This window comes from Dickeya sp. NCPPB 3274, from assembly GCF_000406205.1.
Taxonomy (GTDB): domain Bacteria; phylum Pseudomonadota; class Gammaproteobacteria; order Enterobacterales; family Enterobacteriaceae; genus Dickeya; species Dickeya fangzhongdai.
This window is the reverse complement of sequence record NZ_CM001979.1, coordinates 1,607,619-1,623,490: the sequence shown is the minus strand read 5'-3', so window position 1 is coordinate 1,623,490 and position 15,872 is coordinate 1,607,619. Positions and strand designations below refer to the sequence as shown.

The following is a 15,872-nucleotide window of genomic DNA, read 5'->3' as shown; positions in this document are numbered from 1 at the left end:
GCGAGGGCAGCCAACGCACCTGCGACTTGAAGTATGACGGGTATATGCGCAGAAATAGTACACCGTGAAAGAAATACATACCCGCCCTGCGTATGAACTTTTATAAAAACATCACACTTCATTGAGGTAGATCATGAAAGCCAATACGCGCCAACGCCGACAAATTCGCCTGCCGGCGCGACTAACGGCAATGACTTAGCGCCTATCCCAATAGGTGCTTATTGGGTGAGCGCGTCTGGCGGAATATCCATATGGCGCAGCACGTCGCCCATGATGTGGCCGAAGACCGGGCCGGCGACCGACCCGCCGAAGTGTTTGCCGGCGTCGGGATGATTGATCATCACCACCAGCGCCACCCGCGGCTGACTGGCCGGCGCCACCCCGGCGGTGTAATTGACGTAGCCGCCGTCGTATTTGCCGTCAGGCCCCATCTTCTCGGCCGTACCGGTTTTAATCGCCAGACGATAGCCGGGAACGGCGGCCGTTACCCCGCTGCCGCCGGGCAGGGCATCGCTTTCCATCATATGCACCACCGTCCTCGCCACATCCTCGTCGATCACCCGGGTGCCGATCACCGGCGGCGTCACTTTGGTGATGGAAACCGGACGGAAGACGCCGAATGAGCCAATGGTGGCGTACTCGCGCGCAATCTGCAGCGGCGTGACGCGCAGCCCATAGCCGAATGCAAAGGTCGCGCGCTCAATGTCGGACCACCGCTCACGATGCAGCGGGAAATAACCGCTGGTTTCGCCCTCGATACCCAATCCGCTGGCAACGCCGAGCCCAAAGCGATGATAGAGATCGACCAGCACGCTTGCCGGCATCGCCAGTGCGATATGCGACACCCCGATATCGCTGGATTTTTGCAAAATGCCGGTGATGGTCAGCCGGCTCCAGTGCCCGACGTCTTTAATCAGGTGTCCGTTAACCGGATAAGGCGTGGTGTCGATGACCGAATCGGGCCGGATCAGATGACGTTGCAGCCCCGCCATCACCACCAGCGGTTTGACGGTCGACCCCGGCTCGAAGCTGTCCGCCATCGCCACATTCCTCATGTTCTTCTGCGGCTCGCCTTCGTAATTATTAGGGTTGTAGGAGGGGTAGCTGGCCATACCGAGAATCTCCCCGGTGTTGACGTCAATCAGCACCGCGGCCCCGGAATCGGCCTTGTTCAGTTGCACGCCGTCGCGCAGGTGCGAATAGAGAACGAACTGCAGATAGCTGTCGATGCTCAGTGCCAGCGTCGGCGCCTGCTGCGCCGGATCGTCGGCCATCAGGCTGACCACGTTGCCGTAACGATCTTTGCGGTAAACCCGTAATCCCGGCTTGCCCAGCAGCAGCTTGTTGAAGCTCCGTTCAACGCCGTCCAGCCCCTGCCCATCCAACCCGACGATGCCGATAAGGTTGGATACCGCATCGCTCATCGGGTAGTAGCGGCTGGCATCGGTCGGGGTCGAGATGCCGCCGATATGCAATTGGCGCACGTAGTCGGCTATCCCAGCCTCGACCTGGCGTCCGATATGTAGAGAAAGTGACGGTGCGCATTCTCCTGAATTTTGTCTTTAATGGCGCTGAGCGGCAGCGATAACGCGGTGGATAGCGCGCTCCACTGCGCGCCGGCCAGCGTCGGGTCGCTCTCCAGCACATGAACCGGATCGGCCACCACGTCATTGGAGGCCACGCTGACCGCCAGTGGGTGACCATTGCGATCGGTAATGCTGCCGCGCAGCGGTTGCATTACCAATTCACGTAATGAGCGCTGATTGGCTTCTTTCTCAAGCTGCAGACTTGCCACTACCTGCAAATACCCGACGCGAGCCATCAACAGCACCAGGCAGACACTGATACCGACACACAATAAAACAAAGCGACCCTGAAAATAGGTCACACCCACACCTGTAGAATGTCTTTTGAGCATAAACCGCGCCAACTGAAATGAGGCTGTGTCCGCAGTGAAATCATCACCAACGATTGTCACGCCGCATTAGCGGACACAGCCCGGAGTAAAGATACCGATTGATCGTGGATCGTGTGGCCGCACTATAAATGACATCGGCAAACGGTACAGAAGCAGGAAACATCCCTACGTAATTCATTAATCATTGAAATGAAAGATACAGATGAAAACAAATGCTGCCGGAAAAGCATACGCGGCATCAACGACGGATCCTCACAACCTCCCCTGTTCCCGGCGGCCCGGCTTGCCATGTTACGCTCTTGCATACCGAGTACTAACAATTGCTTTACTTATTAATCCTCACGGTTAAATAGCTACTATCTATCACAATATTCATGTAATTCGATTTCATCTCTGACCAGACGCTGACTAAGATGAATAGTGAATTTCAACCAAAGGACGCGAAGAACCTATCCCAATAGGCGTAATCGGCACAGCCAGTCTGTTAGACACGGGAAGCCGCGCAGAAGCCGGAGCGTATACGCAGCCCAGGTCCAAACTGGCCGTAAAATAGCCTATTGCGATAGGTTCTATACCCAAAATAATTCGGGTTGCAGGACAAAACGTTTTGCGTTTTGAACAACGCGAAGCGTTGGCCCTTTAGGGCAAGGCTCATTTGAGCCTTGTAACGCGGCAACCGAGTGAATCCCCGGGAGCTTACATAAGTAAGTGACCGGGGTGAGCGAGGGCAGCCAACGCACCTGCAACTCGAAGTATGACGGGTATAAACCACGGATTGGCGAACGAGAATTATCCAATGAAATTCAAATTATTGCGTTAGAAACTGACGCAGCACCCAATGCCAGCATTACGAGCAATTTCCTGTCCACAGCTCACTACCCGGCGGTTTGTTCGGCCGGGCCGATGGGGACACTTGAGCATGAGGTAGAGAACGCATGACAACTGAAAGCAAATGCCCATTCCATCACCAGAGTACGCCGGTTACCGCCAGCGGTAGCGGCACCGACAACCGGGACTGGTGGCCGAATCAACTGAATCTGAAAATTCTGCACCAGCACTCTTCCCTGTCCGACCCGCTGGATAAGGGCTTCAACTATGCCGAGGCGTTTAGCAGCCTCGACCTCGATGCGGTTAAAAAAGACCTTCATGCCCTGATGACCGACTCGCAGGACTGGTGGCCGGCGGACTTCGGTCACTACGGTCCGTTGTTTATCCGTATGGCCTGGCACAGCGCCGGCACCTACCGCACCGGCGACGGCCGCGGCGGCGCCGGTGCGGGTCAGCAGCGTTTCGCGCCGCTCAACAGTTGGCCCGATAACGTCAACCTCGACAAAGCGCGCCGCCTGCTGTGGCCAGTCAAGCAAAAATACGGCCAGAAAATTTCGTGGGCCGACCTGATGATCCTCACCGGCAACGTGGCGCTGGAATCGATGGGATTCAAGACCTTCGGTTTTGCCGGCGGGCGTCCGGACGTGTGGGAACCGGAAGAAGATGTGTACTGGGGCGCGGAGACCACCTGGCTGGGCGGCGACAAACGCTACTCCGGCGAGCGTAGTCTGGAAAACCCGCTGGCTGCGGTGCAAATGGGCCTGATTTACGTCAACCCGGAAGGCCCGAACGGCAACCCGGATCCGGTCGCCGCCGCCAAAGACATCCGCGAAACCTTCAGCCGCATGGCGATGAACGATGAAGAAACCGTGGCGCTGATCGCCGGCGGTCATACCTTCGGCAAAACCCACGGCGCGGGCGACGCCGCGCTGGTCGGCCCGGAACCGGAAGCGGCCGGCATTGAAGAACAAGGTCTGGGCTGGAAGAGCAAATTTGGCAGCGGCAAAGGCGGCGATACCATTTCCAGCGGCCTGGAAGTGACCTGGACGCAAACGCCGACCCAATGGAGCAACTACTTCTTCCAGAACCTGTTCGGCTACGAGTGGGAACTGACCAAAAGCCCGGCCGGCGCCCATCAGTGGCAACCGAAAGGCGGTGCGGGCGCGGGTGAAGTGCCGGACGCGCACGACCCGTCCAAACGCCATGTGCCTACCATGCTGACCACCGACCTGTCGCTGCGTTTCGACCCGGCGTACGAAAAGATTTCCCGTCGTTTCTACGAGCACCCGGAGCAGTTTGCCGACGCGTTCGCCCGCGCCTGGTTCAAGCTGACGCACCGCGACATGGGGCCGCGCGCGCGCTATCTCGGCACGGACGTTCCGGCTGAAGAGCTGATCTGGCAGGACCCGATCCCGGCGGTTAACCACACCCTGGTAAGCGAGCAGGATATCGCCACCCTGAAAGCCAGGGTGCTGGCTTCCGGTCTGAGCGTTTCCCAACTGGTGTCGACCGCCTGGGCCTCGGCGTCCACCTTCCGTGGCTCCGACAAACGCGGCGGAGCCAACGGCGCGCGCATTCGCCTCGCGCCGCAGAAAGACTGGGCGGTCAACCAGCCGGACCCGTTGGCGAAGGTCCTGAGCACGCTGGAAAGCATCCAGAACGAGTTCAACCGCGCCCAGTCCGACAACAAGCAAGTGTCGCTGGCCGACCTGATCGTGCTGGCTGGCGCCGTCGGGGTGGAACAAGCCGCGAAAGCCGCCGGTCATGCGGTCACCGTGCCTTTCACGCCGGGGCGGATGGATGCGTCGCAGGAACAAACCGACGTCGAGTCTTTCGCGGTGCTGGAACCGATCGCCGACGGCTTCCGCAACTACCTGAAAGGTCATTACAGCGTAGCGGCCGAAGCGCTGCTGGTGGATAAGGCGCAGTTGCTGACGCTGAGCGCGCCGGAAATGACGGTGTTGGTAGGCGGTCTGCGGGTACTGGGCGCCAATGTCGGCCAGGCGTCGCACGGCGTCTTCACTACACAGCCCGGCGCGCTGACCAATGACTTCTTCGTGAACCTGCTGGACATGGGCACGACGTGGAAAGCGGCGGCAGGCGAGGAAGGCGTATTTGAAGGGCGCGATCGCGTTAGCGGCGACCTGAAGTGGACCGGCACCCGCGTCGATTTGATCTTCGGTTCCCACTCGCAACTGCGCGCGCTGGCCGAGGTCTACGGCAGTACGGACGCACAGGCGAAGTTTGTACACGACTTCGTCGCCGCCTGGACCAAAGTGATGAACCTCGATCGTTTCGATCTGGCGTAATCATCGCCCCGCCCCGGCGTTTTCCGCGCCGGGGCGCACCAGACGACGATGTCTTAATAGGCTAATATGACTTAACGGGCTGACGGCTATGCCGCCAGCCCGTTTATTACGCCGGTCATAAGGTAAAACCGCAGGCCACGCCGTGAACGGTTTCCGCGCTCAGGATTAACGTATCGCGCCCCACAAATTGTCCAGCGGCGCCAGCGGCCGCCTGATTTTCCGGCACAAATCCAGATAACTGTATGCCAGCTTGATCTGGTGCTCGTCGCTGAAATCCTCCGCCCACACCGCCGCATCCGCCACGGAAAAAGATTTGGGCTGCGCGCACCGGAGATCCGTATCCGGCAACCGATCATTCAGCGCCAACTGCACCGCCAGTTGCGAGGCGGCCTGTGTCGCCAGTTCGTCATACCCCAGCGCACTGAGCAGATAAACGGCGTGCGCATGGGTGATGCCGTGAATTTTCTCGCCGGTCAGAAAATACCCGTCGACATCGTGATAGACCTGGCGGGTACTGCGCTTCACCGCCAGCACGCACAACGCCTCGATATCCATCCCGACGGGCTCCGGCAGCCGAAACGTGCGGTAATCGGCGATCCCGGCGTAACGATCCCACTTGTCGCTGGCGCAGTTATCGATCAGCCGGGCGATATTCGCCACCGCATTTTTCGTCACCGTCACCGACGTACGCCGCACCGTATCCAGCAGCAGCGCGCCGTAAATTACGCCGTGACCGGAGCGGCTGAGCTGCCGGGTATTGCGCGCGATCGCGTTCAGGATCAGGCTATAGTCCGTGGCGACATCGCTGGCTGGCAACGGCGCCAGTAGCGCACGGTATTTTTGCTGCTGGCGTTCCAGCCGGGTTCTCAGGCTGTCAGCCGCCGCCGGCGGCAACAGGCCGCTTTCCAGCAAGGCGGCGCCAGCCAGAAACGACGCGCCGACATGCCCCTGAAACCAGCCCTGGCCGTCCTGTTCAACCACGTTGGCTAATGCCGTCACTCCGCTTTCAATAAACATCGTCACTCCTTCACTCCATCCGGCAGGCAGGCGTACATTATCCTACAGAAATCGATGGCTCCGACAGGAGCCGATGGCGTTACAAAAAACGATAGCCCGCGGGCCGTCGACGGCAAAAGATCATGCCGCCCTATAAGCCGGATGATTCCGGTGATAATGTCCGCACCGACGTCCATCAGGCTGAGTCTGGCAATGATACCTGACCACTGCTGGCGGTTGCAGATGCGAATACTGATTTGTTCGCAACACCCGTTCACGTAATAATACCGTGATGCGCCGGATAATCATCACGGTAATGACGTCTCCCGTTACAAACCGGGTCCGCATAATATTCCACCGCCATTTCCCGCCGCCAATAAGTCCAACAAAAAACGTCAGGATCATATATACCCACTAAAACTAAAACATCATCAATCTTATTTATCCCACTCTGTCACTCTGCGCACATTCATGAACAATTCATAAAAAGCAAACACAAACATCATTGAAAGCCAGTTTGCCGGCTGGATGGGCGATAAAGACTACGATATACCCGTCATACTTCAAGCTGCAGGTGCGTTGGCTGCGTTTTCAACACGCCAGCGTCGTGTTGTCCTGCAACTCGCATTATTTAGGGTATAGCCGCTGCAAAAAAGAATTAGCCCGTAAATTAATGGGTAATAAGGTTAGAATTCGCCAGGGTTATTTCCGCCACGCCAGCATCTCACCGGAATATACTTTGGTATAGATGACCTATACTTTTTAATCGTGGACGTGATTTAGCGCTTATTATATTTTTCGCCATCATTATTCATCAGCGAATAAAACCGACCGACTGTTGTATTGCGACAGCGTATTGTGATGGCCGTGCATTATTTCGGGATCATGACACGACGCCTGCCGCAACACATTTTTCCGGCTAATGCCTGACATTACCGCGAGGAAAATCATGCATCATCCACTTCAGAGCATTATGACTGACCAGGCCGCGCGCCCTACCCGGCGGCATGCCGCGCCGTCCTACCGGGCGGACATGCTGTTTTTCACCCTACTGGCGCTGGTGGCCGCACTGGTGGTGTACGGCATGGAACAAATGAGCCTGCCGCTCTCCATTCTGGATGCCAGCCCGGTCAGGCTCGACATCGCCCTGCTGCCCGAATACGCGCTACGCACCACTCTGCGCATGTTCGTGGCGCTGGGGGTGTCGTTGCTGTTCACGCTGGTCATCGCCACGCTGGCCGCCAAGAGCCGCAAGGCCGAGATGGTGATCATCCCGGCGCTGGATATCCTGCAATCGGTGCCGGTGCTGGGATTTCTGACCTTCACCGTCACCTTTTTCATGGGGCTGTTCCCCGGCCGCCAGTTAGGGGTGGAGTGCGCGGCCATCTTCGCCATTTTCACCAGTCAAGCCTGGAATATGGCGTTCAGCTTTTTCCAGTCGCTGCGCACCCTGCCCGGCGATCTGAGCGAGGTCAGCCAGCAATTTGGCTTCTCGCCCTGGCGGCGGTTTATCCGGCTGGAGTTGCCGTTCGCCACCCCCGGTCTGGTGTGGAACATGATGATGTCGATGTCCGGCGGCTGGTTCTTCGTGGTGGCGTCGGAAGCGATCACCGTCGGCAACACCACCGTCAGCCTGCCGGGGATCGGCTCCTGGCTGGCGCTGGCGATCGCACAGGAAAACCTGACCGCCATCGCCTGGGCGGTCGTCGCCATGACCGTGGTGATTGTGCTTTACGATCAATTGCTGTTCCGGCCGGTGGTGGCCTGGGCGGATAAGTTCCGTTTTGAGCAGACCGCCTCGCAAAAAAGGCCGCGTTCCTGGGTCTACGACCTGATCCGCCGCACCCACATTTCAACGGCGATCGCCAGAGTAGTTAGCTGGCCGTTGCAGGCGCTGGCGGCGTTGCGCTGGCCGCAGATGCCACGGTTTTTACGCCACACGCCCGGGCCCCGTTACAGCAAGATCACCGACCGGCTGTGGCTGGCGCTGGTGATTATCGGCGTGCTGGCGGGCGTGGTGCAGTTGGTGCAATACATCGGCGCCTCGCTCGGCATGGCGGACGTCATCGCGGTGTTCGGCATGGGGCTGGCGACGCTGGCCCGGGTGGTGGTGCTGATCGCGCTGGCCAGCGTCATCTGGCTGCCGATCGGTGTGTGGATCGGCCTGCAGCCCAGCGTCGCCGAACGCCTGCAACCGTTGGCCCAGTTTCTGGCCGCCTTTCCGGCCAACGTGCTGTTTCCGTTCGCGGTCATCCTCATCGCCGGTTTTAACCTCAATCCGGATATCTGGCTGTCGCCGCTGATGGTGCTGGGCACCCAGTGGTACATCCTGTTCAACGTGATCGCCGGCGCCGCCGCCCTGCCGACCGACCTGCTGGAAGCCGCGCGCATTTACGGCATCCGGCGCTGGCAGTGGTGGCGTCAGGTGGCGCTGCCCGGCATTTTTCCCTACTACGTGACGGGCGCGCTCACTGCTTCCGGCGGCTCCTGGAACGCCAGCATCGTGTCCGAATCCATTTCCTGGGGGAAACAGCATCTGGAAGCGACCGGCCTTGGCGCTTACATCGCCAACGCGACCACCGCGGCCGACTTTCCCCGGGTCGCGCTGGGCATCGCGGTGATGTCGGTATTTGTGATCGCCTTTAACCGCCTGCTGTGGCGCCCCCTGTACCAATTTGCCGAACGCCGCCTGCGTCTCGGTTAAGGAGAACATCATGACTGCCCATCAACAACACTGCCTGGTGAACGTGCAACACGTCCGGCATCTGTATGGCAAGCCCGGAAGCGCCGAGCGGCTGGTGCTGGACGACGTCAACCTGACGTTGGACAACAACGAGATCGTCGGGCTGCTCGGCCGCTCCGGTTCCGGCAAGTCGACCCTGCTGCGATCGATCGCCGGGCTGCTCACGCCGAGCGCCGGTCAGGTGGATTTCCCGCCGGGGCCGGACGGCAGGCCGACTACCGTCAGCATGGTGTTCCAGAGTTTCGCCCTGTTTCCCTGGCTGACGGTGCAGCAAAACGTCGAAGTCGGGCTGGAAGCGCAGAACGTGCCGGTGGAACAGCGCCGTAAACGGGCGCTGGCGGCCATCGACCTGATCGGCCTCGACGGGTTTGAAAACGCCTATCCCAAGGAGTTATCCGGCGGGATGCGTCAGCGCGTCGGGCTGGCGCGCGCGCTGGTGGTGGACCCGGACATCCTGCTGATGGACGAGCCGTTTTCCGCGCTGGACGTGCTGACCGCCGAAACCCTGCGCACCGACCTGCTGGACCTGTGGGGCGAAGGCAGAATGCCGATCAAGTCCATCCTGATGGTGACGCACAATATCGAAGAAGCGGTGCTGATGTGCGATCGCATCATCCTGTTTTCCATCAACCCCGGCCGGGTGGCCTGTGAAATCCGCGTCGACCTGCCGCAGCCGCGCAACCGTCAGGATCCGGCGTTTCGCGCGCTGGTTGAAGACATTTACGTTAAAATGACTTCAGATAACGGCGCGGGCGCCGCACGACAGGGGATTTTTCCCGGCACCGGGCTGGGCATGGTGCTGCCGCTGGTGTCCACCAACTCGCTGGCCGGTCTGATCGAAGCGGTGCACGCCGCGCCGTATGACGGCAAGGCCGACCTGCCCGAGCTGGCGAATGCGTTGCAGTACACCGCCGATGAACTGTTCCCGGTGGCGGAGATCCTGCAATTGCTGCGGTTCGCCGAGCTACAGGGCGGCGACATCCGGCTGCTACCCGCCGCCGGCCGTTACGCCGACGCCAGCGTGGATGAACGCAAGCAGCTGTTCGCCCAGCATTTGCTCAATTACGTGCCGCTGGTCGCACACATCCGGCGGGTGCTGGACGAGCGTTCGTCGCGCACCGCCCCAGCCCGCCGTTTTCGCGACGAACTGGAGGATTTCATGTCGGAAATCGACGCGGCGCAAACCCTGAATTCGGTCACGCAATGGGGACGTTACGCGGAACTGTTCGCCTATGATGAAACCCACGACCAGTTCAGCCTGGAAAACCCGTCGTAATCACGCGCCGCCGGCAGCGGGGTCGACACAGAAAGGGGTCTTTGACGATGAGTGAGAAAACGCGCGTCGGCCACGCTGCCGCAACGCTGCGGGTGATTCCGCTGGTGCTGATGGCGGTGGGGATCGCGGTGGTGGATACCCTCACCAAGCTGGAGATCGCGGTGGGGGTGTTTCAGATCGCCATCGTGCTGCTGGCGGTGCGCGTTCTGACCCCGCGCGGCGTTACCGCCATCGCGGCGCTGTGCATCGTGCTGACGCTGCTCAGTTATAAACTCAGCAAACCCGACGGCAGCGAATCCAGCCTGATCAACTGCGGCATCAGCCTGCTGGCGATCACGCTGTCGACCTATCTGGCGTTGAAAATGTCGGCCGCCATCAACGCGTTTCATGAAGCGCGCGCCCAGCTGGCGCAGATCTCCCGCGTAAACCTGATGGGCGAACTGACCGCGTCGATCGCCCATGAGGTCAACCAGCCGCTGGCCTCCATCGTCACCAGCGGCAACGCCTGCCTGCGCTGGCTCAACGCCACGCCGGCCAATCAGGCGCGCGCGGAACTGGCGGTACAGCGCATCATCAACGACGCCAACCGCGCCAGCGAAATCATCGCCCGCATCCGCGGATTCGCCAGCCGCACGCCCCCGCACAAGGCCTGGCTGAACATCACCGATACCATCGACGAAATGCTGCTGTTGATTCGCACCGAGCTGATGCAGCAGCGTATCCTGTTTAGTCTCAACGTGACGGAAGGGCTTCCGCCCATTCTGGCGGACAAGATCCAGATTCAGCAGGTGCTGATGAACCTGATCCTGAATGCGGTGGATGCCATTGACGCCGCCAATACCGAACAACGCGCGCTCTCGGTCACCGTAGACCGCGATAAAAACGGTGATATCCGCTTTGCGGTCTGCGATCATGGCGTCGGGTTCAAACCGGAAGAAAGCGAGCGACTGTTCGACACCTTTTTCACCACCAAATCGACCGGCATGGGCATGGGCCTGACCATCAGCCGCTCAATCATCGAAACCCACGGCGGCCGGATCTGGGCCAGCGCCAATACCGACGGCGGCGCCACCTTCTACTTCACCCTGCCGGGGACGGAAAAAAAGCACCATGAACAACACCATTCTGAATGAACACCCACCTTTGAATGAGCACGCGCCGATCGTGTATATCGTCGATGATGACGCATCGGTGCGGGCCGCGCTGGAAGACCTGCTGGCGTCGGTCGGGCTGGAGAGCCGTGCGTTCGAGTCGCCGCAACAGTTTATCAGCGCGCCCCGCCCTGACCGGCCGGGTTGCCTGATTCTGGATGTGCGTATGCCGGGCATGAGCGGGCTGGATTTTCAGGATGACATGCACCGCCACGGCATCACGCTGCCGGTGATTTTTATTACCGCCCACGGCGACATTCCGATGTCGGTGCGCGCCATGAAAGCGGGCGCGCTGGAATTTCTGACCAAACCGTTTCGTGAGCAGGACCTGCTCGACGCCATCCAGAAAGGGCTGGAGCGGGATGGCGAACAACGCCGTCAGGCCGATATTCAGGCCAGACTACAGGCGTGCCACGACAGCCTGAGCGCCGGAGAACAGCAGGTGCTGGAGCAGGTGGTGACCGGGCAGTTGAACAAGCAAATCGCCGCCCAGTTGGGCGTCAGCGAGGTGACGGTGAAAGTGCGGCGTGCGGCGGTAATGCGCAAAATGAACGCCGACTCGCTGGCCGAGCTGGTGCGGCTGTACGATGCGTTGCAGAAGAACGCGCAAGGGTGAGTCGGCTTTATTGCTCGCCTGTCTTCATTTCGATAAACATCGTCCTGATTTGATAATACCAGCCACAGCGGAAGGCGCGATAATCAACGCCGTTATCCATTCACCTTCATCCGCTGGCAGACAATTTCATGCGTACGTTCATTACCCGCTTCTGGCATCAGGCCCGGGCGTTTTTACTGATTTATGCCTGTTTATACCTCGGTATCGGCGTGTCCGCCGTGTTGCCCATCACCCTGCCGGGCAGCATCATCGGCATGCTGATCCTGTTTCTGTTGTTGTCGTTGCAGATTATCCCGGCGCAGTGGGTCAAACCGGGGTGCCATGTGCTGATCCGCTATATGGCGCTGCTGTTCGTGCCGATTGGCGTCGGCGTGATGCAGTATTTCGACCTGCTGCGCGCCCAGTTCGCGCCGGTCATCATTTCCTGCGCCGCCAGTACGCTGGTGGTGCTGATCACCGTGAGCAGTTGCTCGCATCTGATCCACGGGCGTAAACCGGCTCGTCATCAGGCCGAGGCGGAAAAAGGAGCCGACCATGCTGCATGATATCGTCTGGTCGTTGCCGCTGACGCTGCTGGTGTTCTTTCTGGCGCGCCGCCTGTCCATGCGCCTGAATACGCCGTTGTTAAACCCGTTGCTGGTTTCCATGGTGGTGCTGATCGCGTTTCTGCTGGTCAGCCACATCCCTTACGAACGCTATTTTCGGGGCAGCTCGGTGCTCAACAGCCTGCTGCAACCGGCGGTGGTGGCGCTGGCGTTTCCGCTGTACGAACAACTACACCAGATTCGCATGCGCTGGAAGTCGATCATCACCGTCTGCTTTCTCGGCAGCGTAGTGGCGATGGTTACCGGCACCTGGATTGCGCTGCGGCTGGGCGCGACGCCGGCGATTGCCGCCTCGATCCTGCCCAAATCGGTCACCACGCCGATCGCGATGGCGGTGGGCGGCAGCATCGGCGGCATCCCGGCCGTCAGCGCGGTGTGCGTGATCTTTGTCGGCATCCTCGGCGCGGTGTTCGGGCACACGCTACTCAACGCGATGCGGATTCACACCAAAGCATCGCGCGGGCTGGCGATGGGCACCGCCTCGCACGCGCTCGGCACCGCTCGCTGCGCCGAACTGGATTATGAAGAAGGCGCGTTCAGTTCGCTGGCGCTGGTCATCTGCGGCATCATCACCTCGCTCATGGCGCCGCTGCTGTTTCCGCTGCTGGTCGCCCTCGCGCGCTAATCCCGCAGGTGGGGCTGTTAACAAACAGCCATGTTGTCTTATGAACGGTGAATGTTGTCCGGTAAGTGAATAGTTTCGTGCGGGATAAACGGTGTCGTTTCTCTGCCATTGCATCGCTCGCACGACAAGGAGAGGTTCAGACGCCACCTCTCCTTGACCACTGGCTGAGGGCTAAACTGTGCCGCGTCGCGGTCCCTTCGGCGTTCGCCTTCGCTGTTCGGGCCGCCCGTGACGCGGTTACTCGCCCCATCCCTGGGGCTCGCCCTACGGGCCAGCGTAAACGCTGTTCAAAAACGCTCCCGGCGTTTTTGTCCGGCGCGACACGAGCTTTCGCGGCATCCATGCCGCTCACCCGGCGAAGTCGCACACCTCAGCACAGTTTTAACGCCGGAAAATCCCTTTATTTTAAACTCATAGGGTTTGTCAGCGGTCTGACCGCAGACCGAAAAAGCGGGAATTAATAGCGCGTCGGCGGCACCCCGAACATCTGGCGGAATGCGAAGGTAAACGAGGCGGTGCTGGCATATCCCAGTTCCAGCGCCACCTGCGTCACGCTGCGGTTGTTCTTTAGCATCACCACCGACTCCAGCAGCCGCATGCGTTTCTTCCACTCGCTAAACGCTACCCCGGTTTCCTTTTTGAAGCGGCGTGAAAAGGTGCGCACCGACATCCCGGTGCGCGCGGCCCACTCCTCAATGCCGTGAAGCGCATCCGGCGTCTGCTGAATATCGCGGCATACCCGCATCAGCGTGGCCGAATACGGCCACGACAGCGAAAACCCGGCATCCGGCAGCTGTCGCAGCAACGTGGTCAGCACCCGCACCAGCCTGGCGTCATCGCCATCGTGGTCGTACTGTTCCGGCACATGCCCGGTGGCGTAGTGGATAAACTCGCGGATGAAATCGCTGACCAGCACCACCTTGCAACCGCTGTGGTCGATAGCCACGTAATCCGGCTCGATATACAGACTTTCCAGCAGTACGTCGCTGGTCGCCAGAACGCGGTGCGGCACATGCGCCGGAATCCAGACGCCGTACAGCACCGGCACGATCAGCGTCTTGCCTTCAATCTCCACCCGCATTCCCCCTTCCCGCGCATAGAGAAATTCGACAAACGGGTGCTGATGCAACGCCACTTCCGTCTCCTTCGCCAGCGGGTAGGTGCGAAAGTAGACCGGCCGCGGCAGCGTGAGCAATACCGGCGCAGGCTGCCCGGCCACCGGCAAGCGGGGAGGAGAAACAAACGAACGGGACATGGCAGGTTGGCCTCTACTCGATGAAGTTTGTCTCAATAGGGTAACGCAGGCCAGCCTGATTTGCCCGATAATCAGCATCTATTCAGCAGGTGCCGACTCATGACCTGATGAACAAATTCTCTGTGATTGTACGATTTTTCAAACCAGAAAATGGATTGAGGAATAATTCATGGAAGCGACATTATTTTTATGTCACGGCCGATCGCCGTTTTTAGTAACACACTGTCCGTCTTTTGATGGAATACGTCATTTTGCCGACAGCAACACGATGTCATCCGAAACAACAGTACCTCAGTAGTCATTAGCACTAGCGATAACCAATTGAATTTACTGCTAAAGGAGACATCATGAGTAATGTATGCATCGCTGATGATATCAGCGAGAAAAATGAGTGGCGGCGTATTGCGCAGGAATTATTAAATCAGGCCGGTATTACCCTTAATGGCGCCGAACCCTGGGATATTCAGGTTAACGATTCACGCTTTTTCAAACGAGTATTACAACAGGGTTCTCTTGGTCTGGGCGAAAGTTACATGGAAGGCTGGTGGGACTGTCCGCGACTCGACATGTTCTTTCACCGGATACTCACCGCCCGGCTGGATGAACAACGCCCGTCACGCTGGCGCGATCTGATGCGCATCGCGCTGGCACGGTTGGTCAACCTACAGTCCCGCAAACGTGCCTGGCAGGTCGGCAAAGTGCACTACGACCTCGGCAATGACCTGTTCAGCCACATGCTCGACCCCTACATGCAATATTCATGCGGCTACTGGAAACAGGCCGACACGCTGGGTGACGCCCAGCAAAACAAACTGGCGCTGATTTGCGAAAAACTACAGCTCAAACCAGGCATGACGCTGCTGGATATCGGCTGCGGCTGGGGCGGGCTGGCGGTGTACGCCGCCCAGCATTACGGCGTAACCGTACATGGCGTCACCATCTCCGCGGAGCAGAAAGCCTTTGTGGAAGCGCGCTGCGGCGGGCTGGATATCCATATTCTGTTGCAGGATTACCGCGATCTGCGCCAGCAGTACGACCGCATTGTCTCCGTCGGCATGTTTGAGCATGTGGGGCCGAAAAATTACGCGACCTATTTTGAGGTGGCGGACAGGTGTCTGAAGCCGGACGGCCTGTTCCTGTTGCATACCATTGGTTCGAATAAAACCGCTCATAACGTTGACCCGTGGATTAATAAATACATTTTCCCCAACGGCTGCCTGCCATCCATTAAACAGATTGCCAACACCAGCGAACCCTATTTTGTGATGGAAGACTGGCACAACTTCGGCGCCGATTACGATAAAACCCTGATGGCCTGGCTGGCTCGTTTTGCCGAAGCCTGGCCGCAACTGGCTGCCGATTATTCGCCCGCATTCCGGCGCATGTTTAATTATTACCTGACCGCCTGCGCCGGCGCTTTTCGGGCCAGAAACATTCAGTTATGGCAAGTCCTCTTTAGCCGGGGCGTCACACACGGATTGTGCGTACCGCGCTGAGTGTTCAGGCCACAGGTGCGGGCCAGTGAACTCATGACAATAAGCACCATACTT

At 59.2% G+C, this 15,872-nt stretch carries 10 protein-coding genes and 1 pseudogene; 8 read left to right on the top strand and 3 right to left on the bottom strand.

The window, feature by feature from the left end:
* Positions 1-218: 218 nt before the first annotated feature.
* Positions 219-1,918, bottom strand: a pseudogene (ftsI, locus tag DXX3274_RS07830) (peptidoglycan glycosyltransferase FtsI).
* Positions 1,919-2,853: 935 nt separating this feature from the next.
* On the opposite strand from ftsI, the gene katG reads away from it, so the two are divergent.
* Positions 2,854-5,055 carry a catalase/peroxidase HPI gene (gene katG, locus DXX3274_RS07825; RefSeq protein WP_042859321.1) on the top strand — a complete coding sequence of 734 codons (2,202 nt, stop codon included), beginning with the start codon at positions 2,854-2,856 and terminating at the stop codon, positions 5,053-5,055.
* A gap of 165 nt (positions 5,056-5,220) precedes the next feature.
* Here katG and DXX3274_RS07820 read toward each other — a convergent pair whose 3' ends face one another.
* Positions 5,221-6,072 (bottom strand): hypothetical protein, encoded by an 852-nt coding sequence (locus DXX3274_RS07820; protein ID WP_042859320.1) that lies wholly within the window; start codon positions 6,070-6,072, stop codon positions 5,221-5,223.
* A gap of 928 nt (positions 6,073-7,000) precedes the next feature.
* Here DXX3274_RS07820 and DXX3274_RS07815 point away from each other — a divergent pair.
* The 6 genes from DXX3274_RS07815 (at position 7,001) to DXX3274_RS07790 (ending at position 13,067) form a co-directional block, all read left to right on the top strand.
* Positions 7,001-8,755, top strand: coding sequence for an ABC transporter permease subunit (locus tag DXX3274_RS07815; protein ID WP_042859319.1), 1,755 nt, complete (start codon positions 7,001-7,003; stop codon positions 8,753-8,755).
* 10 nt (positions 8,756-8,765) lie between these two features.
* Positions 8,766-10,070 carry an AAA-associated domain-containing protein gene (locus tag DXX3274_RS07810; RefSeq protein ID WP_042859318.1) on the top strand — a complete coding sequence of 435 codons (1,305 nt, stop codon included), beginning with the start codon at positions 8,766-8,768 and terminating at the stop codon, positions 10,068-10,070.
* A 47-nt stretch (positions 10,071-10,117) separates the two neighbouring features.
* Complete coding sequence (locus DXX3274_RS07805; protein WP_042859317.1) at positions 10,118-11,203, top strand: sensor histidine kinase; 1,086 nt, start codon at positions 10,118-10,120, stop codon at positions 11,201-11,203.
* Complete coding sequence (locus DXX3274_RS07800; RefSeq protein ID WP_050569829.1) at positions 11,181-11,837, top strand: response regulator transcription factor; 657 nt, start codon at positions 11,181-11,183, stop codon at positions 11,835-11,837. The genes DXX3274_RS07805 and DXX3274_RS07800 overlap by 23 nt, the downstream gene beginning before the upstream one ends.
* A 128-nt stretch (positions 11,838-11,965) precedes the next feature.
* On the top strand, positions 11,966-12,382 hold the full coding sequence (locus DXX3274_RS07795) for a CidA/LrgA family protein (protein WP_042859316.1): 417 nt from the start codon (positions 11,966-11,968) through the stop codon (positions 12,380-12,382).
* On the top strand, positions 12,372-13,067 hold the full coding sequence (locus DXX3274_RS07790; RefSeq protein WP_038660350.1) for a CidB/LrgB family autolysis modulator: 696 nt from the start codon (positions 12,372-12,374) through the stop codon (positions 13,065-13,067). The genes DXX3274_RS07795 and DXX3274_RS07790 overlap by 11 nt, the downstream gene beginning before the upstream one ends.
* Positions 13,068-13,524: 457 nt before the next feature.
* Here DXX3274_RS07790 and DXX3274_RS07785 read toward each other — a convergent pair whose 3' ends face one another.
* Positions 13,525-14,322, bottom strand: coding sequence for an AraC family transcriptional regulator (locus tag DXX3274_RS07785; RefSeq protein ID WP_042859315.1), 798 nt, complete (start codon positions 14,320-14,322; stop codon positions 13,525-13,527).
* A 347-nt stretch (positions 14,323-14,669) separates the two neighbouring features.
* On the opposite strand from DXX3274_RS07785, the gene cfa reads away from it, so the two are divergent.
* Positions 14,670-15,818 (top strand): cyclopropane fatty acyl phospholipid synthase, encoded by a 1,149-nt coding sequence (cfa, locus tag DXX3274_RS07780; protein WP_042859314.1) that lies wholly within the window; start codon positions 14,670-14,672, stop codon positions 15,816-15,818.
* Positions 15,819-15,872 lie beyond the last annotated feature (54 nt).